Origin of the sequence: Streptomyces sp. NBC_00344 (assembly GCF_036088315.1) — a bacterium.
Classification (GTDB): domain Bacteria; phylum Actinomycetota; class Actinomycetes; order Streptomycetales; family Streptomycetaceae; genus Streptomyces.
Window position 1 is genome coordinate 3,685,001 of sequence record NZ_CP107996.1, and the last position, 26,181, is coordinate 3,711,181.

At 68.2% G+C, this 26,181-nt stretch carries 22 protein-coding genes and 2 rRNA genes; 10 read left to right on the top strand and 14 right to left on the bottom strand.

Annotation, left to right across the window (positions count from 1 at the left end):
• Positions 1-185: 185 nt before the first annotated feature.
• The 3 genes from OHS16_RS16590 to OHS16_RS16600 all read left to right on the top strand — a co-directional run bounded on the left by OHS16_RS16590 (position 186) and on the right by OHS16_RS16600 (position 4,175).
• A 23S ribosomal RNA gene (locus OHS16_RS16590) occupies positions 186-3,309 on the top strand.
• 78 nt (positions 3,310-3,387) lie between these two features.
• A 5S ribosomal RNA gene (rrf, locus tag OHS16_RS16595) occupies positions 3,388-3,504 on the top strand.
• 116 nt (positions 3,505-3,620) lie between these two features.
• Entirely contained in the window at positions 3,621-4,175 is a 555-nt protein-coding gene (locus OHS16_RS16600; RefSeq protein ID WP_328537977.1) for a GNAT family N-acetyltransferase, read from the top strand.
• A gap of 22 nt (positions 4,176-4,197) precedes the next feature.
• Here OHS16_RS16600 and OHS16_RS16605 read toward each other — a convergent pair whose 3' ends face one another.
• From OHS16_RS16605 to OHS16_RS16630, 6 genes are all read right to left on the bottom strand, one after another.
• Positions 4,198-5,904 (bottom strand): type VI secretion protein, encoded by a 1,707-nt coding sequence (locus OHS16_RS16605; protein ID WP_443042631.1) that lies wholly within the window; start codon positions 5,902-5,904, stop codon positions 4,198-4,200.
• Between the two features lies 1 nt (position 5,905).
• Positions 5,906-7,318, bottom strand: a complete 1,413-nt coding sequence (locus OHS16_RS16610; RefSeq protein WP_328537978.1) for an ATP-binding protein — start codon at positions 7,316-7,318, stop codon at positions 5,906-5,908.
• Positions 7,319-7,328: 10 nt separating this feature from the next.
• Entirely contained in the window at positions 7,329-8,876 is a 1,548-nt protein-coding gene (locus tag OHS16_RS16615; protein WP_328537979.1) for an SCO6880 family protein, read from the bottom strand.
• On the bottom strand, positions 8,873-10,225 hold the full coding sequence (locus tag OHS16_RS16620) for a hypothetical protein (RefSeq protein WP_328537980.1): 1,353 nt from the start codon (positions 10,223-10,225) through the stop codon (positions 8,873-8,875). Before OHS16_RS16620 ends, OHS16_RS16615 begins: the two co-directional genes overlap by 4 nt.
• Positions 10,215-11,060, bottom strand: a complete 846-nt coding sequence (locus tag OHS16_RS16625) for a hypothetical protein (protein ID WP_328537981.1) — start codon at positions 11,058-11,060, stop codon at positions 10,215-10,217. The genes OHS16_RS16620 and OHS16_RS16625 overlap by 11 nt, the downstream gene beginning before the upstream one ends.
• Before the next feature lie 155 nt (positions 11,061-11,215).
• The gene (locus OHS16_RS16630) at positions 11,216-11,524 is read right to left on the bottom strand and encodes a hypothetical protein (protein ID WP_328540873.1); all 309 of its coding nucleotides are present in this window, start codon (positions 11,522-11,524) and stop codon (positions 11,216-11,218) included.
• 943 nt (positions 11,525-12,467) lie between these two features.
• Here OHS16_RS16630 and OHS16_RS16635 point away from each other — a divergent pair.
• Both OHS16_RS16635 and OHS16_RS16640 read left to right on the top strand, forming a co-directional pair.
• Complete coding sequence (locus OHS16_RS16635; RefSeq protein WP_328537982.1) at positions 12,468-13,436, top strand: ATP-binding cassette domain-containing protein; 969 nt, start codon at positions 12,468-12,470, stop codon at positions 13,434-13,436.
• On the top strand, positions 13,433-14,266 hold the full coding sequence (locus OHS16_RS16640) for an ABC transporter permease (RefSeq protein ID WP_328537983.1): 834 nt from the start codon (positions 13,433-13,435) through the stop codon (positions 14,264-14,266). Before OHS16_RS16635 ends, OHS16_RS16640 begins: the two co-directional genes overlap by 4 nt.
• 16 nt (positions 14,267-14,282) lie before the next feature.
• Here OHS16_RS16640 and OHS16_RS16645 read toward each other — a convergent pair whose 3' ends face one another.
• Together OHS16_RS16645 and OHS16_RS16650 are read right to left on the bottom strand one after the other, a co-directional pair.
• On the bottom strand, positions 14,283-17,534 hold the full coding sequence (locus OHS16_RS16645; RefSeq protein WP_328537984.1) for a BTAD domain-containing putative transcriptional regulator: 3,252 nt from the start codon (positions 17,532-17,534) through the stop codon (positions 14,283-14,285).
• A gap of 223 nt (positions 17,535-17,757) precedes the next feature.
• Positions 17,758-17,949, bottom strand: coding sequence for a hypothetical protein (locus tag OHS16_RS16650; RefSeq protein ID WP_328537985.1), 192 nt, complete (start codon positions 17,947-17,949; stop codon positions 17,758-17,760).
• 152 nt (positions 17,950-18,101) lie between these two features.
• Here OHS16_RS16650 and OHS16_RS16655 point away from each other — a divergent pair, with 152 nt between their 5' ends.
• Complete coding sequence (locus OHS16_RS16655) at positions 18,102-18,995, top strand: hypothetical protein (RefSeq protein WP_328537986.1); 894 nt, start codon at positions 18,102-18,104, stop codon at positions 18,993-18,995.
• Between the two features lie 57 nt (positions 18,996-19,052).
• Here the strand turns inward: OHS16_RS16655 and OHS16_RS16660 are convergent, their stop codons facing one another.
• Genes OHS16_RS16660 through OHS16_RS16670 form a run of 3 tightly spaced genes read right to left on the bottom strand, consistent with a single transcriptional unit; the run spans position 19,053 to position 20,338 of the window.
• Positions 19,053-19,292, bottom strand: a complete 240-nt coding sequence (locus OHS16_RS16660) for a DUF397 domain-containing protein (protein WP_328537987.1) — start codon at positions 19,290-19,292, stop codon at positions 19,053-19,055.
• Positions 19,285-19,476 carry a DUF397 domain-containing protein gene (locus OHS16_RS16665; protein WP_328537988.1) on the bottom strand — a complete coding sequence of 64 codons (192 nt, stop codon included), beginning with the start codon at positions 19,474-19,476 and terminating at the stop codon, positions 19,285-19,287. The genes OHS16_RS16660 and OHS16_RS16665 overlap by 8 nt, the downstream gene beginning before the upstream one ends.
• 10 nt (positions 19,477-19,486) lie before the next feature.
• The gene (locus OHS16_RS16670; protein ID WP_328537989.1) at positions 19,487-20,338 is read right to left on the bottom strand and encodes a helix-turn-helix domain-containing protein; all 852 of its coding nucleotides are present in this window, start codon (positions 20,336-20,338) and stop codon (positions 19,487-19,489) included.
• 214 nt (positions 20,339-20,552) lie between these two features.
• Here OHS16_RS16670 and OHS16_RS16675 point away from each other — a divergent pair, with 214 nt between their 5' ends.
• From OHS16_RS16675 to OHS16_RS16690, 4 genes are all read left to right on the top strand, one after another.
• A complete protein-coding gene (locus tag OHS16_RS16675) occupies positions 20,553-20,969 on the top strand; it encodes an ATP-binding protein (RefSeq protein WP_328537990.1) in 417 nt (138 codons plus the stop codon).
• Between the two features lie 80 nt (positions 20,970-21,049).
• On the top strand, positions 21,050-21,253 hold the full coding sequence (locus OHS16_RS16680) for a hypothetical protein (RefSeq protein WP_328537991.1): 204 nt from the start codon (positions 21,050-21,052) through the stop codon (positions 21,251-21,253).
• Between the two features lie 36 nt (positions 21,254-21,289).
• On the top strand, positions 21,290-22,294 hold the full coding sequence (locus OHS16_RS16685) for a C40 family peptidase (RefSeq protein ID WP_328537992.1): 1,005 nt from the start codon (positions 21,290-21,292) through the stop codon (positions 22,292-22,294).
• Positions 22,295-22,522: 228 nt separating this feature from the next.
• Positions 22,523-23,221: a phosphatase PAP2 family protein gene (locus OHS16_RS16690; protein ID WP_328537993.1), complete on the top strand. Its 699-nt coding sequence runs from the start codon at positions 22,523-22,525 to the stop codon at positions 23,219-23,221.
• Here the strand turns inward: OHS16_RS16690 and OHS16_RS16695 are convergent, their stop codons facing one another.
• From OHS16_RS16695 to OHS16_RS16705, 3 genes are all read right to left on the bottom strand, one after another.
• Positions 23,222-24,145 carry a YihY/virulence factor BrkB family protein gene (locus tag OHS16_RS16695; protein WP_328537994.1) on the bottom strand — a complete coding sequence of 308 codons (924 nt, stop codon included), beginning with the start codon at positions 24,143-24,145 and terminating at the stop codon, positions 23,222-23,224.
• A gap of 102 nt (positions 24,146-24,247) precedes the next feature.
• Positions 24,248-25,825, bottom strand: a complete 1,578-nt coding sequence (locus OHS16_RS16700; RefSeq protein ID WP_328537995.1) for an FAD-binding oxidoreductase — start codon at positions 25,823-25,825, stop codon at positions 24,248-24,250.
• A 102-nt stretch (positions 25,826-25,927) separates the two neighbouring features.
• Entirely contained in the window at positions 25,928-26,092 is a 165-nt protein-coding gene (locus tag OHS16_RS16705; RefSeq protein WP_328537996.1) for a hypothetical protein, read from the bottom strand.
• Positions 26,093-26,181 lie beyond the last annotated feature (89 nt).

A 26,181-nucleotide genomic window follows, 5' to 3' on the forward strand; every position in this document is an offset into this window, starting at 1 on the left:
GTTAGTACTGCTTCGGCGTGGAATACAGGATCTGGATCGACCGTGTCGGGCACGCTGTTGGGTATCTGAAGGTACGGGCTATGCCTGTGTCTTCGGTTGCCGGCCCCAGTGAACTCGCCTGTATGGGTGGGGTGATGGGTGGCTGGTCGTTGTTTGAGAACTGCACAGTGGACGCGAGCATCTGTGGCCAAGTTTTTAAGGGCGCACGGTGGATGCCTTGGCACCAGGAACCGATGAAGGACGTGGGAGGCCACGATAGTCCCCGGGGAGCCGTCAACCAGGCTTTGATCCGGGGGTTTCCGAATGGGGAAACCCGGCAGTCGTCATGGGCTGTCACCCGCTGCTGAACACATAGGCAGTGTGGAGGGAACGAGGGGAAGTGAAACATCTCAGTACCCTCAGGAAGAGAAAACAACCGTGATTCCGGGAGTAGTGGCGAGCGAAACCGGATGAGGCCAAACCGTATGTGTGTGATACCCGGCAGGGGTTGCGCATGCGGGGTTGTGGGATTGCACTTCAACAGTCTGCCGGCTGTTGGGCAAGTCAGAAACCGTTGGTGTAGGCGAAGGACATGCGAAAGGTCCGGCGTAGAGGGTAAGACCCCCGTAGCTGAAACATCAACGGCTTGCTTGTGTGACTCCCAAGTAGCACGGGGCCCGAGAAATCCCGTGTGAATCTGGCGGGACCACCCGCTAAGCCTAAATATTCCCTGGTGACCGATAGCGGATAGTACCGTGAGGGAATGGTGAAAAGTACCGCGGGAGCGGAGTGAAATAGTACCTGAAACCGTGTGCCTACAAGCCGTGGGAGCGTCGCGCATCGAGTTTACTCGGTGCGTCGTGACTGCGTGCCTTTTGAAGAATGAGCCTGCGAGTTAGCGGTGTGTAGCGAGGTTAACCCGTGTGGGGAAGCCGTAGCGAAAGCGAGTCCTAATAGGGCGTTTGAGTTGCACGCTCTAGACCCGAAGCGGAGTGATCTAGCCATGGGCAGGTTGAAGCGGCTGTAAGAGGTCGTGGAGGACCGAACCCACCAGGGTTGAAAACCTGGGGGATGACCTGTGGTTAGGGGTGAAAGGCCAATCAAACTCCGTGATAGCTGGTTCTCCCCGAAATGCATTTAGGTGCAGCGTCGTGTGTTTCTTGCCGGAGGTAGAGCACTGGATAGGCGATGGGCCCTACCGGGTTACTGACCTTAGCCAAACTCCGAATGCCGGTAAGTGAGAGCACGGCAGTGAGACTGTGGGGGATAAGCTCCATGGTCGAGAGGGAAACAGCCCAGAGCATCGACTAAGGCCCCTAAGCGTACGCTAAGTGGGAAAGGATGTGGAGTCGCAGAGACAACCAGGAGGTTGGCTTAGAAGCAGCCACCCTTGAAAGAGTGCGTAATAGCTCACTGGTCAAGTGATTCCGCGCCGACAATGTAGCGGGGCTCAAGCGTACCGCCGAAGTCGTGTCATTCATACACATAGGGCCAACGCCTGTATGGATGGGTAGGGGAGCGTCGTGTGCCGGGTGAAGCCGCGCCGGAAGGCAGTGGTGGACGGTTCACGAGTGAGAATGCAGGCATGAGTAGCGATACACACGTGAGAAACGTGTGCGCCGATTGACTAAGGGTTCCTGGGTCAAGCTGATCTGCCCAGGGTAAGTCGGGACCTAAGGCGAGGCCGACAGGCGTAGTCGATGGACAACCGGTTGATATTCCGGTACCCGCTTTGAAACGCCCAATACTGAGCCCATTAATGCTAAGGCCGTGAAGCCGCCCTGATCTCTTCGGAGTTGAGGGGAGTGGTGGAGCCGCTGAACCAAGGTGGTAGTAGGTAAGCGATGGGGTGACGCAGGAAGGTAGTCCAGCCCGGGCGGTGGTTGTCCCGGGGTAAGGGTGTAGGCCGTGTGATAGGCAAATCCGTCACACATTAAGGCTGAGACCTGATGCCGAGCCGATTGTGGTGAAGTGGATGATCCTATGCTGTCGAGAAAAGCCTCTAGCGAGTTTCATGGCGGCCCGTACCCTAAACCGACTCAGGTGGTCAGGTAGAGAATACCGAGGCGTTCGGGTGAACTATGGTTAAGGAACTCGGCAAAATGCCCCCGTAACTTCGGGAGAAGGGGGCCATCACTGGTGATTGGATTTACTCCATGAGCTGGGGGTGGCCGCAGAGACCAGCGAGAAGCGACTGTTTACTAAAAACACAGGTCCGTGCGAAGCCGTAAGGCGATGTATACGGACTGACGCCTGCCCGGTGCTGGAACGTTAAGGGGACCGGTTAGTGCGTTTTCGGGCGTGCGAAGCTGAGAACTTAAGCGCCAGTAAACGGCGGTGGTAACTATAACCATCCTAAGGTAGCGAAATTCCTTGTCGGGTAAGTTCCGACCTGCACGAATGGCGTAACGACTTCTCGACTGTCTCAACCATAGGCCCGGTGAAATTGCACTACGAGTAAAGATGCTCGTTTCGCGCAGAAGGACGGAAAGACCCCGGGACCTTTACTACAGTTTGATATTGGTGTTCGGTTCGGCTTGTGTAGGATAGGTGGGAGACTTTGAAGCGGCCACGCCAGTGGTTGTGGAGTCGCCGTTGAAATACCACTCTGGTCGTGCTGGATGTCTAACCTCGGTCCGTGATCCGGATCAGGGACAGTGTCTGATGGGTAGTTTAACTGGGGCGGTTGCCTCCTAAAGAGTAACGGAGGCGCCCAAAGGTTCCCTCAGCCTGGTTGGCAATCAGGTGTTGAGTGTAAGTGCACAAGGGAGCTTGACTGTGAGACCGACGGGTCGAGCAGGGACGAAAGTCGGGACTAGTGATCCGGCGGTGGCTTGTGGAAGCGCCGTCGCTCAACGGATAAAAGGTACCCCGGGGATAACAGGCTGATCTTCCCCAAGAGTCCATATCGACGGGATGGTTTGGCACCTCGATGTCGGCTCGTCGCATCCTGGGGCTGGAGTCGGTCCCAAGGGTTGGGCTGTTCGCCCATTAAAGCGGTACGCGAGCTGGGTTTAGAACGTCGTGAGACAGTTCGGTCCCTATCCTCTGTGCGCGTAGGAATATTGAGAAGGGCTGTCCCTAGTACGAGAGGACCGGGACGGACGAACCTCTGGTGTGCCAGTTGTCCTGCCAAGGGCATGGCTGGTTGGCTACGTTCGGAAAGGATAACCGCTGAAAGCATCTAAGCGGGAAGCCTGCTTCGAGATGAGTATTCCCACCTCCTTGAGAGGTTAAGGCTCCCAGTAGACGACTGGGTTGATAGGCCAGATGTGGAAGCCCGGTAACGGGTGGAGCTGACTGGTACTAATAGGCCGAGGGCTTGTCCTCAGTTGCTCGCGTCCACTGTGTTAGTTCTGAAATAACGAACAGCCGTGTCCATATCCGGTTTCGTTAATTTCATAGTGTTTCGGTGGTCATTGCGTTAGGGAAACGCCCGGTTACATTCCGAACCCGGAAGCTAAGCCTTTCAGCGCCGATGGTACTGCAGGGGGGACCCTGTGGGAGAGTAGGACGCCGCCGAACAATCATTGTGGGGAAGCCCCGCACCTTATGGTGCGGGGCTTTTCTGCGTTCCGGAGCCTTGAGGTTCCGGCGCTTAACCGTGTGCGCTCCGGTGCCGCCTCTGGCAGGATCCGTCCATGGAACACGTCATACGCCCGGTGCGGGCCGAAGAGTGGCTCAAGATCAAGGGTCTGCGCCTGGCGGCGCTACTGGATCCGGTGGCGAACATCGCCTTCCTCGAGACGCACGAAGAGGCACTCGCCCGCCCGGACTCCTTCTGGCAGGACCGGGCCAGGGGCGCATCGCACGGCGGTACGGCGCGGCAGTTCATCGCGGAGGGCCCGGACGGTGAGTGGGCCGGCACTGTGGTGCTGCTGACCGAGCGTGCCGGCAGCATCAGTTTCTTCGACGACGAGGTACCCGTCAGTCAGGGTCACCTGGTGGGGGTCTTCGTGCGTCCCGAGTTCCGGGGGACCGGACTCACCCGGGAGCTCTTCAACGGCGCTCTGGAGTGGGCCTGGTCGTTGCGGGAGCCGAAGCTCGAGCGGGTCCGGCTGTATGTCCACGACGCCAACGGACGAGCCGCCGCCTTCTACCGGAAGGCCGGCTTTGTGCCCACAGGTCACTCGGTGGCCTCGCCTGGTGATGCGGGGCACCGGGAGCTGGAGATGGTGATCACACGCGAGGCCTGAAGTCCGGTGATGCCGGAATTTCTCAGCGGGGCAGGGTCTCGGGCCAGCGGGATCTCTGCTGCTCCGGGGAACGGAGCAGCACCAGGGGTGTGAGGCCGTGGTCCCGGCCGGCCGACAGCAGCTCCGGAAGCTGCGGCAGCGGTGCCACAGCAGCGATGTCCTCGAGGACCAAGGTCATTGGTGGGTCGAGCCGACCGTCGGTTGACCGTGCGGCCAGGCGGCGGCCGTGCTCGACCACGCTTGAAACGAGTGCGGTGAGCAACGGCATCGCGCCGGGGCGCGTGCGGGGGTCCTCGATTGCTTCACCCACCACATAGAGGGTGCCCCCCTCGTGCACGAAAGATTCCAGGATGAGGGTGTCGCTTCGGTTGGGTGTGCAGGCCTCACGGATATGGATCGATGAGAGCGCGGAGAGCGATCGGGTCGTCAGTTCCTGGGCGATCTCCCGGCGTTCGGGATAGGCGGTGAGCGCCGATTCGAGCAGTCCTGCCGCGCCGCCCGATGCCTTGGGGTGCGTGCGCAGGATGCGTACCGGCTCATGGGCCGGGCCGGAACCCTGTGCCCAGCGGTGCACCTGCTTGAACGGACGGCCGTCGATCGCCGCGGCGTGCAGCCAGCTGCTGAGCAGGGTGTGGGCGGTGTCGGCCATGGCCGCGTCGATACGGGCCTGCGGCCGTACCGGGGCGAGCAGGGCCGTCGCCCTGGCGGCGGCGATATCGGCGCTTTCGCAGCCGGCGGTGGGCGACCAGTGGAGGCGGGCCGGGGTGTCGCAGAGGTGGCCGGGGTCGTAGACCAGCACGGGGCCCAGCTTCGCCCGGGCGTCCTTGGTCTCCGCCCAGATCGCGGGCAGGGACGTGACGACCAGGGCCGGACCTGCCGCATCACGTACGGCCTGCAAGGCGGCTGGACGGCGGGTTTCGGCAGGGCCGTAGACGATGCGGGGGCCGACGCCGGTGGTGGTGCCGGGCTGCCCGGCACCAGGGGTGGCGGGAGCCGGGTCCGGAAGGCTGCCGTGGTCCGCGCCTCCGATGCCGTTGCTGCCGGCCTGTGATGCGGTCACCGGCGTTGCTGAGCCAATGGCCGGCATCGGGGTGGTGACCGGCGGCTCCACCTCCGCTGCCGGGGTGCCGCCCTGCTGCACGACCCCCGGTGGGGCGGCTGCTTCGGCCGTCCTCTCGGGCGGTCGGGCTGCTGGGTGCGGCGGCTGCTCGCCCACCGGGGCGGGTGTGTGCCGGGGCGTCTGCTCGACCGCGGTGGCGGCGGTGGTCCCGGATGCCTGCGCGGCCGTCGTCGTGCCGGGCCCCGGGGCGGCTGCCGCGGAGGCCCGGCCGGCCGCGCGCATCGTCCGCCACCGGGTCACCGTGCCCAGTACGAACACGGTCAGGACCAGCAGCGCCATCAGCTCGCCGATCAGCAGGCCCCAGAACAGTCCGTAGCCCGAGAGCTGCGCGGGCGGGGTGTCCGGCCAGGCCGCGGGCAGCACCTTGGGTGCGGCGACCAGTTGGCGGATGGCCGCCGGGGTGTGCGAGACGGTCACTCCGTCCGGCCAGGAACCATGGGCGAACAGCCCGGCCAGCCCGGTCGCCACCCAGACCAGGACGGTCAGTCCGAGCAGAAAGACCATCAGGGCGATCAGCAGGCCGTCCGGAATCCCGCGGGAGCCGGGCCCGGACGGCGAAGCGGACGGGGTTCGGGGCGGGTAGGGCTCGTGAGGCCGGGCCTGGACCATGTCAGGCCACCGTCGACTCTGAGGACTCGTTCAGCTGCCGCTCGATCCTGGCCGCTCGTTCCTCCGCCTCCGTCTCCAGCTGTGCGGTCAGTGCGTCGTCGGCGTCGGGGGTGGAGGACTCCGTCATCGCACGGTCGGTGAAGACCAGGGGCCGTTCCGCCGCGGTGATCAGGTGTTTGACGACCTGTACGTTCCCGTTGACGTCCCATACGGCGATACCCGGTGTCAGGGTGGGGATGATCTCCACCGCCCAGCGGGGCAGGCCCAGCACCCGGCCTGTCGCTCTCGCCTCATCCGCCTTCTGGGCGTAGATGGTCCTGGTCGACGCCATCTTCAGGATGGCCGCGGCCTCCCGGGCCGCCGCTCCGTCCACGACGTCCGAGAGATGGTGGACCACCGCCACGAACGAGAGCCCGAGCCGCCGGCCGAACTTCAGCAGACGCTGGAAGAGCTGCGCCACGAACGGGCTGTTGATGATGTGCCAGGCCTCTTCCACCAGGAAGATGCGCTTCTTGCGGTCGGGCCGGATCCAGGTGTGTTCCAGCCAGACACCGACGATCGCCATCAGGATCGGCATGGCGATGGAGTTGCGGTCGATGTGCGAGAGGTCGAAGACGATCAACGGTGCGTCCAGGTCGATGCCGACCGTTGTCGGGCCGTCGAACATGCCGCGGAGGTCACCGTCGACCAGCCGGTCGATCACCAGGGCGACATCCAGGCCCCAGGCCCGCACGTCGTCTATGCCGACGTTCATGGCTTCCGCGGACTCGGGTTCGGGGTGGCGGAGCTGCTCGACGATGTCGGTGAGCACCGGTTGGCGCTCCACGACGGTCTCGTTGACGTAGGCGTGCGCCACCTTCAGCGCGAAGCCGGAGCGTTCGTCCAGCCCGTGGCCCATCGCCACTTCGATGATCGTGCGGAGCAGGGCCAGCTGGCCCGTGGTGGTGATGGCCGGATCCAGTGGGTTGAGCCGGATGCCGTCGTCCAGCGCGGCGACCGGGTCGAGCCGGATGGGGGTGATGCCCAGTTCCTCCGCGATGAGGTTCCATTCCCCCACGCCGTCCTCGCCCTGGGCGTCGAGTACCACCACCTGGCGGTCCTTGAAGCGCAGCTGGCGCAGCACATAGGTCTTCTCCAGCGCGGACTTGCCGTTGCCGGACTCGCCCAGTACCAGCCAGTGCGGGGCCGGAAGCTGCTGGCCGTACAGCTGGAAGGGGTCGTAGATGTAGCCCTTCCCGGAGTACACCTCGCGGCCGATGATCACGCCCGAGTCGCCGAGGCCGGGTGCGGCTGTCGGCAGATAGACCGCCTGGGCCTGGCCCGTGGACGTACGGACGGGGAGGCGGGTCGTCTCGACCTTGCCGAAGAGGAACGCGCCAAAGCTTTCGGTGACGGCGGTCATCGGATCTCGCATCACAGGGCCCCTATCGGCGGATGCCGGTCGCGAACGGCAGTGTGTTCACAAAGGCCCGGTGGTGCTCGCGGTCGCACCACTCCAGCTTGAGGTACGACTTGCCCGCCGAGGCGCGGATGGTCCGCTTGTCACGGGCGAGCGCTTCGGGCGAGCGCGATGACACGGTGATGTACCCCACCAGGTTGACCCCCGCAGCACCGCTGGCGAGATCTTCACCCCGCTGGTCGAGCCTCCCGTGGGACGCGACGTCGCGTGGGTCGACGGTCCGGTTCATCTTCGCGGCGCGGGAGGCCTCCGCCTCGTCGTTGGTCTTCTCGGTGAGCATCCGTTCGATGGCGACCTCGGTCGGTTCCAGGTCCATGCAGACCGCGACCGTACGGATCACGTCCGGGGTGTGGACGAGCAGCGGCGCGAGGAAGTTCACGCCGACGGGTGTCATCGGCCATTCCTTCACCCAGGCGGTGGCGTGGCACCAGGGGGCACGGGTCGAGGACTCGCGGGTCTTGGCCTGGAGATACGTGGGCTCCATGGCGTCCAGCTCGGCCGGCCAGGCGTTCCGCTTGGTCATGGCCTGGATGTGGTCCATCGGGTGGTCCGGGTCGTACATCGAGTGCACCAGCGAGGAGAGCCTGCTCTGGCCGAGCGGCTGACGCACCCGGATGTCGGCCTCGGCGAGCCGGGCACAGATATCGGTGAGCTCCCGCGCCATGACGACGGCAAGACCGGCGTCGCGGTCCAGCTTGCGGCCGGCGGCGGGGCGGGCGGCGCGTGCCATGGCCTGCGCCTCGGATGCCAGCTCGCGGGTGAAGTGCATGCAGGCCACGAGGTAGGCGCGGTGCTGCTCGCTGGACGTCGACACCATCGATGCGAGCTGGTCGTACGAATCCTGGAGCCAGGCGGGCGCGCGGGTGTCGCCGCGCTGGGCGACGTCCTTGGCGTGCGCGTCGGGGTCGGCCGGCAGGGTACGGGCCAGGATCTGAAGCCGGGTCACGAAGCCGTCGCCGTTGGCGACATGTTTCAGGAGGGTGCCGAAACGGTCCACCAGGGCTTCCTGGTCCTCCGAGTCGCGCAGGCCGACGCCGGGGCCCTCGATCTCGATGGCGGCGGTGACCGTACGCCGGTCGGCGTGCAGCAGCACGGCGATCTCGTCGGGTCCGAACGGCGCGGCCAGCCAGTTGATCCGGCCGATGCCCGGCGGGGGCCCGACCTCGACCTCGCGGCCGTCGAGCGCCGTGCCCGACTCCATGGTGGGCGAGCGGTACGCGGTGCCGCGGCGCAGCGAGCGCTTGTAACTGCGGTTGATCTCGAACCATTTGTAGAACGTGCGGTGCTTGTACGGGACGTACACCGCGGCGAGGGCCAGCATCGGGAACCCGGTCAGGGACACGATGCGGAGCGGCAGGACGGGGACCAGCAGCCCGCACATCATGCCGAGGAAGGCGCCCGCGATGATCAGTGCGATCTCGCCCGTCTCACGGTTCTTGCCGACGATCGCCGATGGCCTGGCCCGGCCGATCAGATACGTGCGGCGGGGTGCGACCGGGGACTGGGTCGTCAACGCCCTCCACCTCCTGTGCCGTTGTTGCGTGTGCTGTGGGTTCCGGAACTGCTCGGCTTGCTACTGCGGGGTGGGGGTGCGGCGGAGGGGGCATTTCCGCCGCCTCCCCGCCCGGCGCCACTGCCGCCTGTGCCTCCGCCCGAACCGCCGCGGCTGCTGTGGGCCGCGACGCCGCCGGACATGGGGTTGGACGGGCGCCCGCCGCCTCCGCCGCCTCCACCGCCGTCGTTGCCGCCCCCGCCGCGGCTGCTGTGTGTCTTGATGCCTTGCGACACCAGTGCGGCGGGGGAACTGATCAGTGCGGCGGCCTGGGAGCCGTCGGTCGCGGTCTTGCGATTGGTGCGGGATGCGGCGACCTCGTCGCCGAAGCCGGGCACGAAGCGGTAGATCATGCCACTGGCGAAGATGGCGAGCAGGATGATCGCGAGGCCGGACACTACGGCGGAGAAGGAGTCGGGGCCCTTGCCCGACGAGAGCGCACCGGCGAGACCGAGCACGATGACGATGACCGGTTTGACCATGATCACCGCGATCATGATGCCGGCCCAGCGGCGGACGTGGCCCCACATGTTCTTGTCGACGAGCCCCGCGTACACCACGGTGCCGAGGAGGGCGCCGGCGTAGAGCAGAGCGGCCCGTATGACGAGCTCGAGCCAGAGCACTCCGGCGGCGAGGATCGACACCAGGGAGGTCACGATCAGCATGATCGGCCCGCCGCCGATGTCGGTGCCCTTCTTGAGCGCCTTGGCGAAGGAGCCGAAGAAGACGTCGTTCTGGCCGCCGGTGGATGTCGAGATCACGTCGGTCACGCCGTCGGTCGCCGATACCAGTGTGTAGAGGATCAGCGGTGTGAAGGCGGAGGCGATGACCGTCAGCCAGAGGAACCCGATGGCTTCGGAGATCGCCGTGGTGAGCGGTACCCCGCGCACGGCGCGTTTGGCCACTGCGAGGAGCCAGATGACGAGCGTGAGGATCGTCGAGGCGGCGAAGACGACGGCGTACTGACGGAGGAACGCGGCGTTGGTGAAGTCGACGTTGGCGGTGTTCTTCACGGCGTCGGACAGCTTGCCCACGATCCACGCGGCGGCGTCGGCGCAGCCCTTGGCGAGGGAGGAGAGGGGGTCCAGGGGGTCGTTGGAGGGGGTGGGGGTGCTGGGGCTGCCTTTTTTGCCACTGCAATACTGCTTGGCCGGGCCGATCAGAAGATCGCATGGATCGCTGCTCTTGCCTGGTGTGGGCGTCGGGCTTGGTGCGGCGGAGACGCGTGCGGCGAACAGCACTACCGCTGTCTGAACGGTCCCGAAAACGGCAGCAAGGGAGAACGCACGATTGTGAGGGCTACCTGGCATAAGTGAAGCCTCCGTACTCCTCGACAGCCTTACTGATCTCATCCGAGCCTGCGGCGACTGCATCACCGGCGACCGGAGCAGGACCGTCCTTCTGCCTGTCGTCGACGACCTTCCAGTCACCGTCCGTCCAGTTCAAGCTGAACGTCCAGGTCTTCCAGGCGGTGTGCACCGGGTCCGTCGACCCGGAGCCTGCCATCCCGATCAGACCCGTGTACCAGACGGAGATCTGGGCGGCATTGGTGCTGATGCTCTCCACCTTGGTTCCAACGGGGACCGTGCGGGAGACGAACGTGCTGCCCTTCGGAGGATCGCCGGCTGCATCCAGGCCCAGCTTCTTCAGGAAGTCGACCGAGTAGGCGCTGTCCATTGGGCCCTGAAGTTTGCTGGATGCCGCGGGCGTATAGACGCGGTCGATGATCTGATGCCGACTGGCTGCTTTGAACATGCCGTCAGAACCAAGTGCCACCGCGTAGTTGGATGCCGCGCTCTGCGCCCCCTGCCCGTCGTGCGCAAACCCGGAAGGGATGCCCGAGGCGTACCCGGTCACCGGCTTGACCCCCGATGCCGCCGTGGGGTCCGCCCCGGGCTTCTTCGCGTCGGTGGTGTCCGCAGGGGTGCCGCCGCCCCGGTTGGCGAAGGCGATGGCCGCGATGAGCAGGACCACGACGCCCACGACCGTCACGAGGGAGCGCGACGCCCTGACGGGGCGTCTGCCGCCGCCGTAGACATCGCCGCTGCCGCCTTCGGGCAGCCGCGTACGGGTCTGGCCCGTGCCGCCCATGCCCTCGGAGCGGCCCGCGTCGCTGCCGTAGTCGCGCTCGTCACCGAGACTCATGCCGCGTACGCCCCCTCAACCATGTGTCGTGCTGTGCAGTACGACGGTAACTGTGCTGGTTCCCGCTCGGGCGGGCTGTGGTGACTCAACATCAGGGAAACGCAACCTCTGGGTGAGCCGGGCAGGCCCGGGGGCGGCGGGGCGGCTGCCCCGGGTCAGACAGCCATCCCGTACACGATGGTGAAGACGGTGCCCAGGGAGCCGATGATGAATACGCCGGTCAGGCCTGCCACGATCAGCCCCTTGCCCTGCTCGGCGCTGAAGGTGTCGCGCAGGGCGGTGGCTCCGATGCGTTGCTTCGCCGCGCCCCAGATCGCGATGCCCAGGCAGAGCAGGATGGCGACGGCCATCACCACCTCGACCATCACCCGCGCCTCGTTCCCGAGGCTTCCGAACGGCCCCCAGTTGGGGGCGATTCCGCCGATGATGGTGCTGATGTCGCCCTTGTCGGCTGCCAGGTTCATATAACTCACCGCCCCTATCCGGTAGTTCATGCCCGTGCTCCGCTGCACGGGTCATGTCCTATCTTCGCTGATGAAACTGCCTCCGTGTGTAACCCGGCGGCTCTCTTTACCCCGTGCCCGCACGTCTGTCCGAATGTTCCGCCCTGGCCTGCGGTGCGGACTCGTGTTCGCTCCCATATGTATGGTTACTCTGTGTATCACGCTGGGTGACGCCGGGCAATGATGCTGGTCTGCCGTCACCGGTCCGATTGTCGCCCCGGAGGGGCCGTCATCGCTCGGCAGCACGGTGCGGAACGCCGGCGTCCTCGGCAGCCTCGGACGCGGGATGGGGAATACCGCGAGGCGGCGGCGCTCGGTCGCAGCGCGTGGAGTGCCGGGTCGACGCGCTGTTGCACCGTCATCAGCCTGCGCAGGCCCGTGGTCCGGTGCTCCAGTGCGCCGGGCCTGTGCATCGGTGAACCGGCCCTGCGCGTCGAGTGCGCCGGTCGTGGCCAAGAATCGTCCAGGAGTTCGGCTTGTCCGCTGCCCTGTTCATGACCACAGGTGCGCCATCCGTGTCCTCCCCACTCCGCACACCCGGTGCGCGGGAGGAGCGAACGGTCGCAGAGGCGGGCGGGAATGCGAAGGCGCTCTTGCGCCCCCTTCGACGGGGGTTTCCCCCCGGCCCGGACTCCCGATGTCCGGATGTCCTGGGACCAGCGCTCCGATCATGCTGAAAGGCCGGAACCGACCACGGCTGGGAGCACACCGTGCTGGTCCTCGACGGCCATGGCATGCAGGCGTACGAGACCACGGCGGGATCTCCCGGCCGGGAACGGACACGAGCCCGATGTGCTCATCGGGGCCGACCGGGAGAGCCGGCTGCCAGCGGGGTGTCGGTGAGAACGTATCCGTGTCAGGTCGCTGTCAGGCCGGTGTCAGGCGGTCCACGCACGCTGGGGGCATGACATCAGACCTGGTGATCGAGGCCGAGGGCCTCGTCAAGAATTTCGGCGGCACCAAAGCCCTGCAGGGCGTCGACCTCGCCGTCCCCCGGGGCAGAGTGCTCGGTGTGCTCGGTCCCAACGGCGCGGGCAAGACCACCGCTGTGCGGATCCTGTCCACCCTCCTTGCCCCTGACGCGGGCACGGCCCGCATCGGCGGTCTGGACGTGGTCCGTGACGCCGAGCGGGTCCGTGAGGTCATCGGCCTCACCGGTCAGTACGCCTCGGTGGACGAGGACCTGACCGGGCGCCAGAACCTCGTGCTGTTCGGCACCCTGCTGGAGCTGGGCCGGCACGGCGCCCGGTGGCGCGCCGCGGAACTGCTCGAGTGGTTCGACCTCACGGCCGCCGCCGACCGGCCGGCCAGAACGTACTCCGGTGGGATGCGGAGGCGTCTGGACCTGGCCGCGAGCCTCGTCGGCCGCCCCGAGGTGATCTTCCTCGACGAGCCGACCACCGGCCTGGACCCCGCCAAACGCGGTGACATGTGGGATGTGGTGAGGTCGCTGGTCGCCGAGGGGTCGACCGTGCTGCTCACCACGCAGTACCTCGAGGAGGCGGATGCGCTCGCCGACGAGGTCATGGTCATCGACCATGGCCGGGTCATCGCCCACGACAGCCCTGAGGGGCTCAAGCGCGTGGTCGGCGGCCAGACCCTCGAGGTCAGGCCGGCCGACCCGGCGCAGCTCGAGCAGGCCGGTGTGATCCTCTCCGAGGTGTCGTCCGGTGCGCGGGCGGACGAGATCCGCAAGGGCGTGCTCGCGGTGCCGGTGAGCGACGACGCCGCCATGACCCGGACCGTCGCGCGGCTCGCGGTCGCGGGGATCGCGGTCACCGAGCTCTCCCTGCATCTGCCGAGTCTCGACGAAGTGTTCTTCACCCTCACCGGCCGCACGGCCGCCGAGGAGACCACGGAGGTGGCGGCATGAGCATCGTCACGAAGGGCGGCACACCCGCGCCGACGCGTGCACCCCTCCCGGCGGCGCCTCCGCGGCGCCGGCCGTTCCGGCTGGTACGGCACTCCCTCGCGTTGACCAAGCGCAGCCTGATCAAGACCTGGCGCACCCCCGAGGCGCTGATCGACGTGACCCTCCAGCCGGCCGTCTTCCTCGTGGTCTTCGTGTACATCTTCGGTGGCGCTGTCGCCGGATCCACCCACTCCTACCTGCAGTTCCTGCTGCCGGGCATCCTCGGGCAGACCATCGCCACGGGAGCCATCTCGATCGGGGTGAACCTCAACACCGACCTCACCAAAGGGATCTTCGACCGGTTCCGGGCGTTGCCGATCCCACGATCGGCCCCGCTGATCGGTGCGGTTCTGGGCGACGTGGTGCGGTATGTGATCGTCACGGTCTCGACACTGGCCATCGGCTTCGCCATGGGCTTTCGCATACAGACCGATCCGCTGCGCGCGCTCGCAGGTTGTCTGCTGGCAGTGCTGTTCGCCCTCTGCCTGAGCTGGATGTCGGTCTTCGTCGGGATGAGGGTCCGCACCCCCGGCGCCGTGCAGGGAATCATGTTCCTGCTGGTCATGCCGCTCAGCTTCGCGTCGAGCGTCTTCGTCCGCCCGTCGTCGCTGCCCGGCTGGATGAGGGCGTTCGTCGACGTCAACCCGCTCACTCATCTGGTCGGCGCGATGCGCGGACTGTTCCTCGGCACCCCGATCGGTTCGCATGTGTGGTGGACCCTGGTGTGGTGTGCCGCGATGGTGGCGGTGTTCCTGCCGCTGGCGCTGCGTGCGTACCGCACGAAGGTCTGAGGCCGGGGGAGGGTCCTCAGCCGAGCAGACCGCTGACGGCCTCCCTGACCCGGGCGGCCGTCGCGGCAACCGACCGCTCGCCCGACCGCTCGCCCGCTACGCCCGGCAGCGGCTCGTGGCCGTCCTCGTCGCCGAGGGCGGCCGCCAGCCGCTCGCCGTAGTGCCCCTGCTGGAAGAGCGGGGCGACGTTGGCGCCGAGCCGCATGCCGGCCGCCCACAGCTCGCGGGCCCGCACCTCGTCGCCCCGGTGCGCTGCCAGTGCGGCTCCGCCGAGTGCCCAGGAGCCGAGCATGGGCATGTCGTCCGACGACACTGCCTCGTCGCGGGCCAGAGTGAGCAGGGTGACCGCGCGGGCATCGGCCTGCCGCTGCGCGTCGGGTGAGAGCAGCGCGACGGACACGCGCAGACGCAGGACCGCGACCGCGACCCGGAAGACGGTGAGCGCCTGCGGCACCGGGAGATCGGTCTCGTCGGCAATGCGCATGGCGCTCTCGGCGTGCGTGAGTGCGGCGTCGTAGCGTTCCTGCTGCCAGGCGAGCTGGGCGAGTCCGAGGTGAGCCTGCGCGGTGCCCACTTCCTTGACCTCGCCCGATGTGGACGCCTCGCGCAGCCGCAGCGCGGCGTCCTGGTCACCGGCCAGGGCCAGCTGGATGTCCAGCAGCACCCGGACCGAGCCCGCGTCGCGAGCCGCGCCGACGAGTTCGAGATGGTGTTCGCCACGGCGCAGCCACTCCCCCGCGCCCTCCCGGCCGCGTGATCCCGCCCAGTCCCCGATGGCCTGCGCGGTCATGCCCATGCCCCAGTGGTCGCCCGCCGCCTCGAACCGGCGGTAGGCCTGCTCGGCGTCGTCGGCCGACGACGAGAGCAAGCCGCGGTTCTCCCGGACGGCCGCCCGCAGGAACAGTCCACAGCCCTGCACATACGGGTCCGGGTGCGCGATCAGCGCGGCGGCGGTGCCGAGGCTCGCCTGCAGGTCGGCCGAACCGAGCGTGGGCAGCACCGAGGCGAGCGCGGTCGCGCGCGCCGAGACCTCGCCCGGCCGCTGCGCGAAAAGGGTCCGCAGTCCGCGGCGGGCGAGCACGAACAGCCGGTGGGAACCGGTCACGCTGCTGCTGGCTCCCAGCAGCAGACACATCCAGGCGAGCCGGTCCGCGTCCGGCAGCGGCCGGCCGGTCTCGTCGCCGTGCAGGATCGCGGACCGCCGCCGGGCCGCCGGATCGTCGGCGTACATCAACTCCTGTGCCCAGCCGGTGATCTCGGCGTCGAGACCGCGCGCGGTCCACAGATGGAAAAGCGCCGCCGCGATGTCGACCGATGCCGCCTCCTCGTACTGTGCGATCGACCGGCGCAGCGCCGCGACCAGGTTGTCCTGCTCCATGGCGCACCCGGCGATGGCGACCAGCTGCCGTGGCCCGATGAAGTCGGCGGCGAGTCCGACGGCCTGCGTCCGGGCCCAGGCGACCAGGCCGGACAGGGCCGCTTCCCGCCCGCCGGACGCGTCGAGGCGGGCGCCGCCGTACTCGCGCACCGTCTCCAGCATGCGGTAGCGCGGCGGGCCCGCGTCGTCGTCGACCAGCGACAGCAGGGACTGTTCGACGAGCCTCGCGAGCCCGCGGCGTACGTCGCTCGCACCGGCGACGAGGGCGGCGGCCTCCGCGGTGAACGGTGCGGGGACGACCGCGAGACGCTGCAGCAGGTCACGGTCACCGGGACTGAGCAGTTCCCGGCTCCAGTCGACCATCGCCCACAGGCTCGCGTGGCGTTCGGGCAGCCCGCGCAGTGCGTCGTCGAGCAGCGCGAACCGGTCGGTCAGGCCGGCGATTACGTCACCGATGGGCATGTGCCGCAGGCGGGCCGCCGCGAGTTCCAGTGCCAGGGGCAGATTGTCGAGCCGGTGGCACAGTTCGAGCGCGCGGTCCCCGTCCCTGGCCTGCGCGGCGCCGCCGGCCCGCAGGCGTGCCGCCAGGAGGTCCATGGCGTCGGTGTCGGTCAGGGCAGGCAGCGGGTGGACCACCTCGCCGACGAGGCTGAGCGGTGCCCGGCTGGTGGCCAGTACCGCGAAGTCCGGCGGCGCCGCCGCGAGCAGGGCGGCGACGACGGCTGCCGCGGCGTCGAGGACGTGTTCGCAGTTGTCCAGCACGATCAGCCCGCGAAGCTCCCGTGCGGCGGCGACCAGCCGTTCGTCAAGGGTCAGCGCCCGCCGCTCGGGGCCCGTTTCGCGCAGTCCGGGAGCGGGGTCCGAACCTGCGACGGCTGCGAGTACCGCGGGCAGCACCTCGTCGGGCGAGCGCAGACCGGCGAGCTCGATCACGCGTACCGGCTGCCCGGCGCCCGCCGCCCGCCGGGCGATCTCGACGGCCAGGCGTGTTTTTCCGGCGCCTCCTGTCGCGACGACCGTCACCAGCGGTGCGCCGGCGAGCGCGGAGGTCACCGCCGCCAGGTCCGTGTCCCGGCCGACGAGTGCGGTCCCGGGTCTGCGCCATGCGGCGGGCAGCGCGGCGGCCGAGGGATGCGGAGGCGCTGCCTGCCGGGGTTCTTCCTTCGGCTGCCGGACGCCGGACGGGAGCCCGGGTGTGCGGGCGAGGTCGGTGAACTCCCCGCGCAGCAGGGCCAGATGGGCGGCGGCGACGACCGGTGACGGATCGGTCCCGTACCGCTCGGCGAGCTCGGCACGCAGCTGCTCGATGATCCCGTGCGCCTCGGCGTTGCGGCCCTGCACCGCGAGTACCCGTACGAGCAGGGCGGCCGACGGCTCGTCGGGCGGTGTGTGTGCGGCCAGCCTCCGCAGGTCGGCCTCGTCGAACGGTCCTTCGCCCGTGAAGGCCAGTTCGGCGCGCAGCGCCGCGATGTCCGCCAGCAGCCGGGTGCTCGCGCCGCCGATGAGCTCCGGGACCTCCGGGAACAGTTCGCGGGCGCGGTCGGACCACTGGCGCGCGGCGGCCGGGTCGCCGGCGGTCAGTGCGGCCCGGGCCCGCTCCACGAGCCCCCGGGCCTCCACCGCGTCGATCCGGACCTGTTCGGCGGGCATCCGGTAGCCGCCCGGCACGCCGTTCACCGGCAGCCCGAGGCGCCGTACCCGGGAGATCAGTGCCTGAACGGCGCCCAGTACGTCTTCCGGCGGCTCGCCGTCCCACACCGCGTCGATGAGCGAGGTGGTGGACACCGTCCGGCCGCGGGCGTCGACGAGCTCCCGGACCACCGCCGCCAGCCGCTCACCGCGGACCGGCCGTCCGTCGACGGCGAGCGGGCCGAGGGTCGTGATCTGCATGGCTCCAGCATCCCCCACAACGCCGACCGGGCCGCCGCACGGTTCCGGATGTCCGGAAGCGCCCGTCTACGGAGGCGCGGCTGTACGGAGGCGCCGGTCACGACGGCCGTCTCCCCGGGGCGGGCTCGCGCCGTTGCCCCGTCGGACGGTCCTGAGCCGATCGACGGCCGCCACGCCCGCTGGAGCACATCGGGGCTTTCCCGTCCGGGAGTGGTCAACGCGGTCACCGCTTCGACCCGTTGAGGAGGGCGCGCAGCACCGCGAGACGGTGGGCTGCCTCGGGGGCCGCCGATGGCGCCAGCGCTTTGCGGGCCGCATGCGCGGTGATCAGGCCGAGTGCCAGCCGGACCAGACCGTTGCTGACGGCGACGGCGGCCAGCGACCAGGCGGCAACGCCCAGGTGCGTGGTGAGCATCTTCGATCACCCTTCCGGAACAGGAGATCTCCGGTGTAGCCCGGTCAAGGGCGGGCCCGCTTCCCCGCAGCCGCGCGGAAATCGGCCGGGGCCGTGAACTCAGCGCACCCGCGCCCCTGTTGTCCGAAGAGCGGGCCGGAGAGTATGCGCGCATGGACGACATCGAGGAGCCGCGCGGTCCCAGAGGGAAAGGGAACCTGCCCTTCCCTTACAACCAGGATCTGTCGGGGGTGCTGCGCCATCTCAACCGCCGCACCCGCTGGGGCTGCGACCGGCTCGCGAACGACCGGACCACAGCCGCGTTTCTGGCAGCCGGCATGCGGCTGCTCGTACGGCACCTCGGACCCGGAGCCCAGCGGCGCGTCAGCAGTGAGCGTCTGCTGCTCGGATCCCTCTCGCAGCGCAGGGTCGCCGAGGAGTTCGCCGGCAACCCCCATCCGTTCACCCGGCACGGCAACGGCGTGTCGATGCTGCGCGACCGCTGGGTCCGGCACTCGGACTTCGTCAGCGACCTGATCGGCTTCGCGGTCTGGAGGGAGAACTACCGGCCGGAGTTCCGGGAGCAGCGGGCTGCCAACCTCAAGCGGCTGGTGCACGGTCCGGACTTCGTACGTGCTGTCCACGACATCGCCTATCAGCACACCGCCGAGGGCGTCGACCTGCCCGCCGTCCGTCTCGGTCTGGCCCTCATGACGGCGGCCGAGGGGGACGACGAGGTGACGCGGATCATCTCCACCATGTACGCCGACTACCTCGGCTCCTGGAAGGAGCTGTACGCGGCCGTCCTGCGGGAACGCCGCCTGCGGCTGCGCAAGGGGCTCACCCTCGACGACCTGGCCAACGCGCTGTCCGCGGTCAACGACGGAATGACCCTCCGGGCCATGGGTGACCCCGGGGCCGGTGTGGTCGACCACGGCAATCGCCGCTCGCTCATGGGTACGGTCGCGCTGGCCGTGATCCATGCGTTCCTCGAACCGGACGACGACGCGAGTGCCCTCACGCTGGAACAGGCGGTCGCGGCGGGATTCGACGGAGGATCGTACTGAGCGGTGTACCGGGGGCGGGTACACCTGGGTCACGTGCTCCGGCGGCGGTGCGGCACGTCAGACGACGGGGCCCCGTCCTTCGGGTTCGGCGAAGTGGTCGAACTCGCCTGCCTGGACGCCGAGGACGAAGGCGTCCCATTTCTTCCGGGTGGTGGCGACGACGTTGTCCGGGTCGCCGGTCTCGCGGAGGTAGACGGCGTCCTCGGGGCCGAAGGCGATCTCGATCCAGGGGCCGGGGCCCTCTTCGGCCTCGGGGGCGGCCCGGATCCAGTCGAGGCCTCCGGGGACGTCAGCCACGTGGCTCCGCCCTCTTTATGGCCCGAATCATGGCTGCCAAGGCGGGAGGGGTGGTCCGGAGTATGACGCCGTCCGGATCGCTGCTTTCGGTCAGTCCGACAGCCTGGCCCGGAGCTGAGCCGACGTGAAGGCAGGCCTCGCCTTGCGCGCAGTAAGAGGATTTCTGCCAGGTGCGGACGGCCACGGCTTCTCCTTCACAGGCTGTGGATAACGGCGCGAATGAAGTCCCGGGATCGTGCCGCTGTGAGCGCTGATGCTGCCAGACGGTCGAACAGCAGCCGGTACTGGGCCAACTGGTGCTCGGCGTCGATGAATGCGATCCCGTGCGACTGGTCGAGCTGCACGGTGTCAAGCTGCGTCACTGGACCGTGGGCGTAGGTGATGGTCTGCCCGGACCCGGGGTACGAGCCGGCGTCGAACGGGATCACCAGAAGCGTGACGTGTCTCAACTCGCTCAGCTTCAGCAGATGCTGCAACTGCGCCCGCGTTACCTCCGGACCGCCGAACCTCATCCGCAGGGCCGCCTCATGGACGATCGCGCTGTACGGGGCCGGACTGTCCTGGAAGAGGACTGTCTGACGCTTGATCCGGAAGGAGATCCGCTGTTCCACGTCAGGAGGGGAGAATGCCGGCACTGCCTGCCGGTAGATCTCCCGCGCGTGCTCGGCAGTCTGGAACATCCCCGGGATGTGGGCCGTGTGCGCTGTGCGGAAGTGGTGGCCGTGGTGCTCCAGCTCGGCGAGGTCGAGGAGTGGGCCCGGAAGGATGCTGCGGTACTCCTCCCACCATCCACGACTGCGCTCCTGGGCCATGGAGACAAGGGCCTCGATCAGGGGTTTGTCCTGGCAGCCGTACATATCGGCCAAGGACCTGATCCGGTCGCCGCTCACGCCGAAGCGACCGGTCTCGGCGTTGCTCAGCTGACCGGAGCTGGTCCCGAGACGTCGGGCCGCTTCGGTGGACGTCATACGGGCCCTCTCGCGGAGCTTGCGCAGTTCAGCGCCAAGCCGGATGCGACGGGCTGTCGGCGCGGGCCTGTCAGGCATGGGGTAACTCTTCTTTCCGAACGAACAGTTGAGACCGTCACTCGCGCGAGGGAATCCGCAAAGATATCAGCTGAACCACGCAAAGATTCTTTGCAGAGAGTCTAGTGTCCGACTAGGCCATCCGCCCGGAAGTACCCCGCTCGACGGAGCGGTCTCGTCACCGGGCTCGCACCCAGTGCTCTCATTCAACTTCCCTCCGTGATCGGAGACTTCCATGACCACCGTAGCGCCGCCCTGGGCGTACACCCTCCAACTGCCGCACGATCCGCGCGCGCCCGGCATCGCACGCAAGACCCTGCGGGAAGTGCTGCGTTCGCACGGAATGGCCCAGCTCACCGACACCACCGAGCTGCTGACCAGTGAACTCGTCACCAACGCCTACCGGCACTCGCGAGGCTCCTACGGCCTGCGGCTCCGTGCCATGGGCGCGGACCGCGTCCGGCTGGCGGTCTGGGACAGCAACCCCACCGTCCCCGCCCCCTTCGGCCCGCCGCCCGGCGGGAATGCCGAGTACGGGCGGGGGCTCTTCCTGGTGCGGATGTGTGCCGAGAGGTGGGGCGCGTATGTCCTCGGAGGAGGCGGAAAGGTGCTCTGGGCGGAGTGTGCGGAGAAGAGTGACTGTCCGTGGTGAGGCTCGGAATGACTGCCGCCGGGCTTCTGTGAACGGTTCAGGGGGGTGCTGGACGCCGTGTCGCCGACCCCAGCAGGCCCTTGGACACCTGCGCGCAGCGGAAGGCCGGTGGATACGCCACGCTGCTGTATCCGGACGACTTCGAGAACCGCGCCGATGGGAAGGGCACCGGCAGCATCCCTGTCGCCGGCGACCCGGGAGACTGGACCGGGGTCTTCTTCCATGTCGAAGGAACCCCAACGGACTACTCCGGCATCAGCTGCTCGGGCTTCCGAGTGAAGTAGGCAGTGAACCTGTCACGAATCGGGGAGGGTTGAGGGATGCGCAAAGTCTTGGTGGTCGGTGGCATCGGTTTCGGGGCGGGTGTCGGCTTCGTGGGCCTGCTCCTCGTCGGTACCTACTCGGCGGCGGCAGGTCTCGGCAGCGCCGGCTCGGCTGTCACGCTCGCCAAGGGAGCTGTGCCCAGTCAATACCAGGCAACGGTGCAGAAATGGGGCAACCTCTGTCCATCCCTCAACCCCGCCCTGCTCGCCGCGCAGTTGTACCAGGAGAGCGGCTGGAACGCGCAGGCCAGGAGTCCGGCCAATGCACTGGGGGTGGCCCAGTTCATTCCGGGTACCTGGGCGACGCACGGGATCGATGGGAACGGCGACGGCAAGAAGGACATCTGGGACCCCGCGGACGCGATCCCGTCAGCCGCCTCGTACGACTGCGAACTGGCCGGATACGTAAAGAACGTGCCCGGTAGTCAGAGCGACAACATGCTCGCCGCGTACAACGCGGGCTCCTACGCCGTGATCAAGTACCACGGTGTGCCGCCGTACCGGGAGACCCAGAACTACGTCAAGATCATCCGCACCCTCGAGAAGAGCTTCGCCAGGCCCGTCAACGGAGTGGCCCCCTCCCAGCAGGCCGCCGCTGCCATCTACTACGCCCAGCAGAAGCTCGGCACCCCCTATCTCTGGGGCGGCAACGGCACCGCCGACCAGGGAGGGCGGTTCGACTGTTCGGGCCTGACCAAGGCCGCGTACCACAGCGTCGGCATCGAGCTGCCGCGAGTGGCGAACGACCAGTACAACGCGGGGGCGCATCCCGCGCGGAACGAGCTGCTGCCCGGCGATCTGGTCTTCTTCTCGAACGACCTGTCCAACTCCAGGGCCATCCACCACGTCGGCCTCTATGTGGGCGGCGGTTACATGATCGACGCCCCGTACACCGGCGCCGTGATCCGCTTCGACAAGATTGATTCGCCGGACTACTTCGGCGCCACGCGGGTCACCAAGGATGGCGCGAAAGCGCTCCCCACTACGCAGCCGGAAGCCTGAAACGCTGCGTCGCATGGCTTGAACCCATCGTGAGAGCGTCACCCCTGAGCTGCGACGACGAGTATCTCTTCGATAACGTCATGGTGATCTTTCGGTGGAGAGCGGAACGCCGGGGGTGTCCGGGGCGTTCCCTGGACTGGAGCAGCAACACCGCGCAACCACGGGGGCTGGTAGAGCGGCGTACACGGACGTGCGCCGCACGGCAGGAGCGAAGGCAAGGGGCAGCAGATGGCTGGACTCGCAAGTGATGGGTCGAACCCTGATGTCAGCCTGCTCTACGACATCAACGGCATCGCGAAGGCCGCGCCGGGCTGGGTCGACCGGACCATGGAGTTCATCGGCGAGTACGGCATCCTGCTCGCGATGGTGCTGCTGGTGCTCGGCTGCTGGTGGCAGGCGCGCAGGCAGCCGGACCGTGAGCGGTCGGTGACGGCTGTCGCCGCCATCGTCTGGGCTCCGCTCGCCGCGGGCATCGCGGTCCTGGTGAACATCCCGATCCGTGGGTTCGTGGCGCGGCCACGACCGTTCGTGGACCACAAGGGACTTGATGTCCTGGTGACGGGGAAGACCGACTTCTCGTTCGTGAGCGACCACTCGACGATGGCGATGGCCATCGGCGCCGGACTCTTCGTCGCGCACCGGAAGTTCGGGCTCGCGGCGATCGGGCTGGCGCTGGCCGAGGGGTTCTGCCGGGTCTTCATGGGTGTGCACTACCCGACCGATGTGGTCGGGGGTTTCGCGCTGGGGACCGCGGTGGTCCTGCTGCTCTCGCCGCTCGCGATGGCGCTGCTCTCGCCGGTGGTGCGGGCCGTCGAGCGTTCCGGGCGGCTGGGGTCGGTGGTGTGGTCCCGGCGTCACCGGGAGGTGACCGCCGCGGCGGTGGAGATCTCCGAGCCGAGACCCGGTCGCAACGACCTGGCGGCCTGATCAGGCCGCTTCCGGCGCTGTCCGGTACGAACGTGTCGCCGCCCGGGCCAGTTCGGCGTTGAACTGGGCTCCGGCCAGCAGCGCCAGGTTGGACATCCAGAGCCACACCAGGAAGACCACGACACCCGCGAGGGAACCGTAGAGCTTGCTGTACGTCCCGAGCCCGGCCGCGTACAGGGTGAAGCCGGCCGAGGCGATCAGCCACAGCAGGGCGGCGAGCACACCGCCCAGCAGGCCCCGGTGGATCCCTCGCGCGGCGGGCGGGCCCGAGCGGAACAGGATGAGGACCAGCAGGGCCACACAGCACAGCAGCGTCGGCCACTTGAGCAGGTTCCACGCATCGGCGCCCGCGTTGCCGAGGCCGAGCATGCGGCCCATGGACTGGGCCAGTTGTCCGCTGAGCACCAGGATCAGCGCACTCACCAGGAGCAGGGCCAGCAGGGCCAGCGCCGTCAGGACGATGCGGTGCGCCTTGCGCAGGGCGGGTCGCTCGTCCTTCACCGCATGCATGGCGTGCAGGGCGCGCCGGAAAACCGCCAGATAACTCGAAGCGGACCACAGCGCGCTGAACGCGCCCCCGATCAGGACGGTGAGGGCGGCGGAACGCTCCCCCGCCATGTCGGTGAGCGCCTTGTGCAGGGCGGTGCCCGACTCGGCCGGGGCCCATGCGGTGACGTCGGAGATCAGCTCATCGGTGGTGGACGGCGCGATCAGACCGATGACCGAGATGGTGATCAGCAGGGCGGGCAACAGGGCGAGGATCGCGTAGTAGGTGAGCGCCGCTGCCCAGTCGGAGACGTCCTCGTTCCACATCGAGAGGGGCGTGCGGCGCAGTGCGGTACGCCCCTGGGCCCAGACATCGGGCCCAGGGAGCAGCGGGGCGGCGATGCCGCTGCTGCGGTCCGGTGCAGTCCGCTCCGTCATACCGTCCCTCTCCCGCTGCCGCCGCCGGCGCCATTCGTGATGCTCCGGTGGCGTCTACCCCGCTCACCGGGGGCGCAAGGCCCCCGGATGGCTGGAATGCGGTCAGAGTGCCTGCGGGAAACCGAACATCTTCTGCGGGTCGTACTGCTGCTTCAGCTTCGCCAGCCGCGCGGCGCCGTCCCCGTAGTACGCCTTCTTCCAGTCCTTGAGAGCCGGGTCGATGTAGTTCTGGTAGGCGCCGCCGGAAGCGTAGGGGCGCATCGCCGTATGGGTGGACTTCAGCCAGGCCTGCTGGGCGGAGCCGCTGGTGCCCGGCCGCCAGGAGGCGATGTACTGGGCGAGTACCCGGGAGCGCCGGTGGACGAAGGCCGTGGCCGACGGGTCGACGCGGTTGATGGCGCCGCCCAGCGCGGTGAGGGCGACGGAGCCCGAGCCGGAGGTCGCGGGCAGCCGGGAGAAGGATTCGACGTGGTTCAGCAGCGCGGAGAGGCCGGCTGCCGGGATCGTGCGGTCGTAGAAGTCCGATGCGGCGGAGTAGGTCTCGCGCTGGAGGGCCCCCTTGGTGCTGCGGCCGGGTGTCGGACCCGGCAGATGGCACTGGTCCTCGCTGAGGCTCGCGCAGCCCGCGTACACCAGCATGGCCTGCTCGTAGCTCCGCCGGCGCAGTGATACGGAGCGCGCGGAGGCGCCCACCGCATCGGCCAGGCGGTCGACGGCGTTCTGCAGATCCCCGTAGGAGCCGAGGGAGAACGCGGCGATGGTCACCCCGGGGGCGCCTCCGCCGGTCGCGGCCTCCAGATGGGCCGACGACCAGATCTCGTCGGGCTGGTCGGGACCCCACTTCTGCCAGGCGTCGATGACCGCGCGCGCCTTCGACCAGGGCCAGGAGAGATACGCGGAGACGGTCTGCGGTGCGCTGTGCGTACGGAAGGTCATTTCGGTGACGACGCCGAAGTTGCCGTTGCCCGCACCGCGCAGCGCCCAGAAGAGGTCCTTGTTCTGGGTGGCGGAGGCGGTCAGCCGTTTTCCGTCGGCCGTCACGAGCGTGGCAGAGGTGAGGGCGTCGCAGGTCAGCCCGTATGCCCGGGAGGCCACACCGTGCCCGCCGCCGAGGGTGAGGCCGGAGATGCCGACGGTCGGGCAGGAGCCGCCGGGGAGCGAGCGGGAACTCCTGCCGAGGGTTTCGTAGACGTCGACGAGCTTGGCGCCCGCGCCGATGGTGCCGCCGGCCGATATGTGCGAGAGCTTCGACACGTCGATGACCAGGCGGCCGTTTCCCGACGACCAGCCGGCGTAGGAGTGGCCACCGCTGCGGATGGAGACGGGGACACCGTGCGCCCGGGAGTAGGCGAGGCACTCACGGATGTCGTCGTCGCCCGCGACGTAGGCGACCGCCGCGGGTTTCAGACCGTCGAAGCGGGTGTTGTAGAGCTGGCGGGCCGCGGGGTAGTCCGCATCGCCGGGGCGGACCAGCTTGCCGTCGAGCCCGCGGCCGAGCGCGGTCCAGTCGGCCGCGGCGCTCGGTTTGCGCGGTTTCGGCACGGTGCCTGACGTGCCGGATGCGGCGGATGTGCCGAGGGTGGTCGTGCGGCTGCTCCCACGGGCACCGGCGTCGGTGCTGTGGCAGGCGACGGCGCCGGCGAGGACGGGGACTGCGGTGAGCAGGGTACGGCGTTGCATAGGGACCTCCGGCCTACGAGACGAGCATCCGGGGGGTACGGGTTCCCGTACCGCGGGGGTGTCCGTACCGGAGGGGCGGTTTCCGCGTACCCGCCGTCCTTCTCAGGCCTGCCCGGGGTGTTCCGCCGCGTCCGTACGGGCCAGGTCGCGGGATCTGCGGGCGGGTCCGGCCCAGCCGCAGGTGCAGCGGGCCAGACAGAAGGCCCCGCGCTCGTAGGTCGTGGTGGTGTGGTCCCGGTCGGTCTGCGAGGGGTCGTCGTCGCGCACCCGTCCACGGTACGCGGGCGTGACGGTGGCTCCCAGGCGTCGTTATCCGGGAAGAGCGGGCACGGACGAATACTGGCCAGGCGTTGGGG

Bases quoted from the DNA above. Each gene is read 5' to 3' on its own strand.
- OHS16_RS16600 (WP_328537977.1), top strand. From the start codon at position 3,621: ATGGAACACGTCATACGCCCGGTGCGGGCCGAAGAGTGGCTCAAGATC.
- OHS16_RS16605 (WP_443042631.1), bottom strand. From the start codon at position 5,904: ATGGTCCAGGCCCGGCCTCACGAGCCCTACCCGCCCCGAACCCCGTCC.
- OHS16_RS16610 (WP_328537978.1), bottom strand. From the start codon at position 7,318: ATGCGAGATCCGATGACCGCCGTCACCGAAAGCTTTGGCGCGTTCCTC.
- OHS16_RS16620 (WP_328537980.1), bottom strand. From the start codon at position 10,225: ATGCCAGGTAGCCCTCACAATCGTGCGTTCTCCCTTGCTGCCGTTTTC.
- OHS16_RS16625 (WP_328537981.1), bottom strand. From the start codon at position 11,060: ATGAGTCTCGGTGACGAGCGCGACTACGGCAGCGACGCGGGCCGCTCC.
- OHS16_RS16630 (WP_328540873.1), bottom strand. From the start codon at position 11,524: ATGAACCTGGCAGCCGACAAGGGCGACATCAGCACCATCATCGGCGGA.
- OHS16_RS16635 (WP_328537982.1), top strand. From the start codon at position 12,468: ATGACATCAGACCTGGTGATCGAGGCCGAGGGCCTCGTCAAGAATTTC.
- OHS16_RS16640 (WP_328537983.1), top strand. From the start codon at position 13,433: ATGAGCATCGTCACGAAGGGCGGCACACCCGCGCCGACGCGTGCACCC.
- OHS16_RS16645 (WP_328537984.1), bottom strand. From the start codon at position 17,534: ATGCAGATCACGACCCTCGGCCCGCTCGCCGTCGACGGACGGCCGGTC.
- OHS16_RS16650 (WP_328537985.1), bottom strand. From the start codon at position 17,949: ATGCTCACCACGCACCTGGGCGTTGCCGCCTGGTCGCTGGCCGCCGTC.
- OHS16_RS16655 (WP_328537986.1), top strand. From the start codon at position 18,102: ATGGACGACATCGAGGAGCCGCGCGGTCCCAGAGGGAAAGGGAACCTG.
- OHS16_RS16670 (WP_328537989.1), bottom strand. From the start codon at position 20,338: ATGCCTGACAGGCCCGCGCCGACAGCCCGTCGCATCCGGCTTGGCGCT.
- OHS16_RS16675 (WP_328537990.1), top strand. From the start codon at position 20,553: ATGACCACCGTAGCGCCGCCCTGGGCGTACACCCTCCAACTGCCGCAC.
- OHS16_RS16685 (WP_328537992.1), top strand. From the start codon at position 21,290: ATGCGCAAAGTCTTGGTGGTCGGTGGCATCGGTTTCGGGGCGGGTGTC.
- OHS16_RS16690 (WP_328537993.1), top strand. From the start codon at position 22,523: ATGGCTGGACTCGCAAGTGATGGGTCGAACCCTGATGTCAGCCTGCTC.
- OHS16_RS16695 (WP_328537994.1), bottom strand. From the start codon at position 24,145: ATGACGGAGCGGACTGCACCGGACCGCAGCAGCGGCATCGCCGCCCCG.
- OHS16_RS16700 (WP_328537995.1), bottom strand. From the start codon at position 25,825: ATGCAACGCCGTACCCTGCTCACCGCAGTCCCCGTCCTCGCCGGCGCC.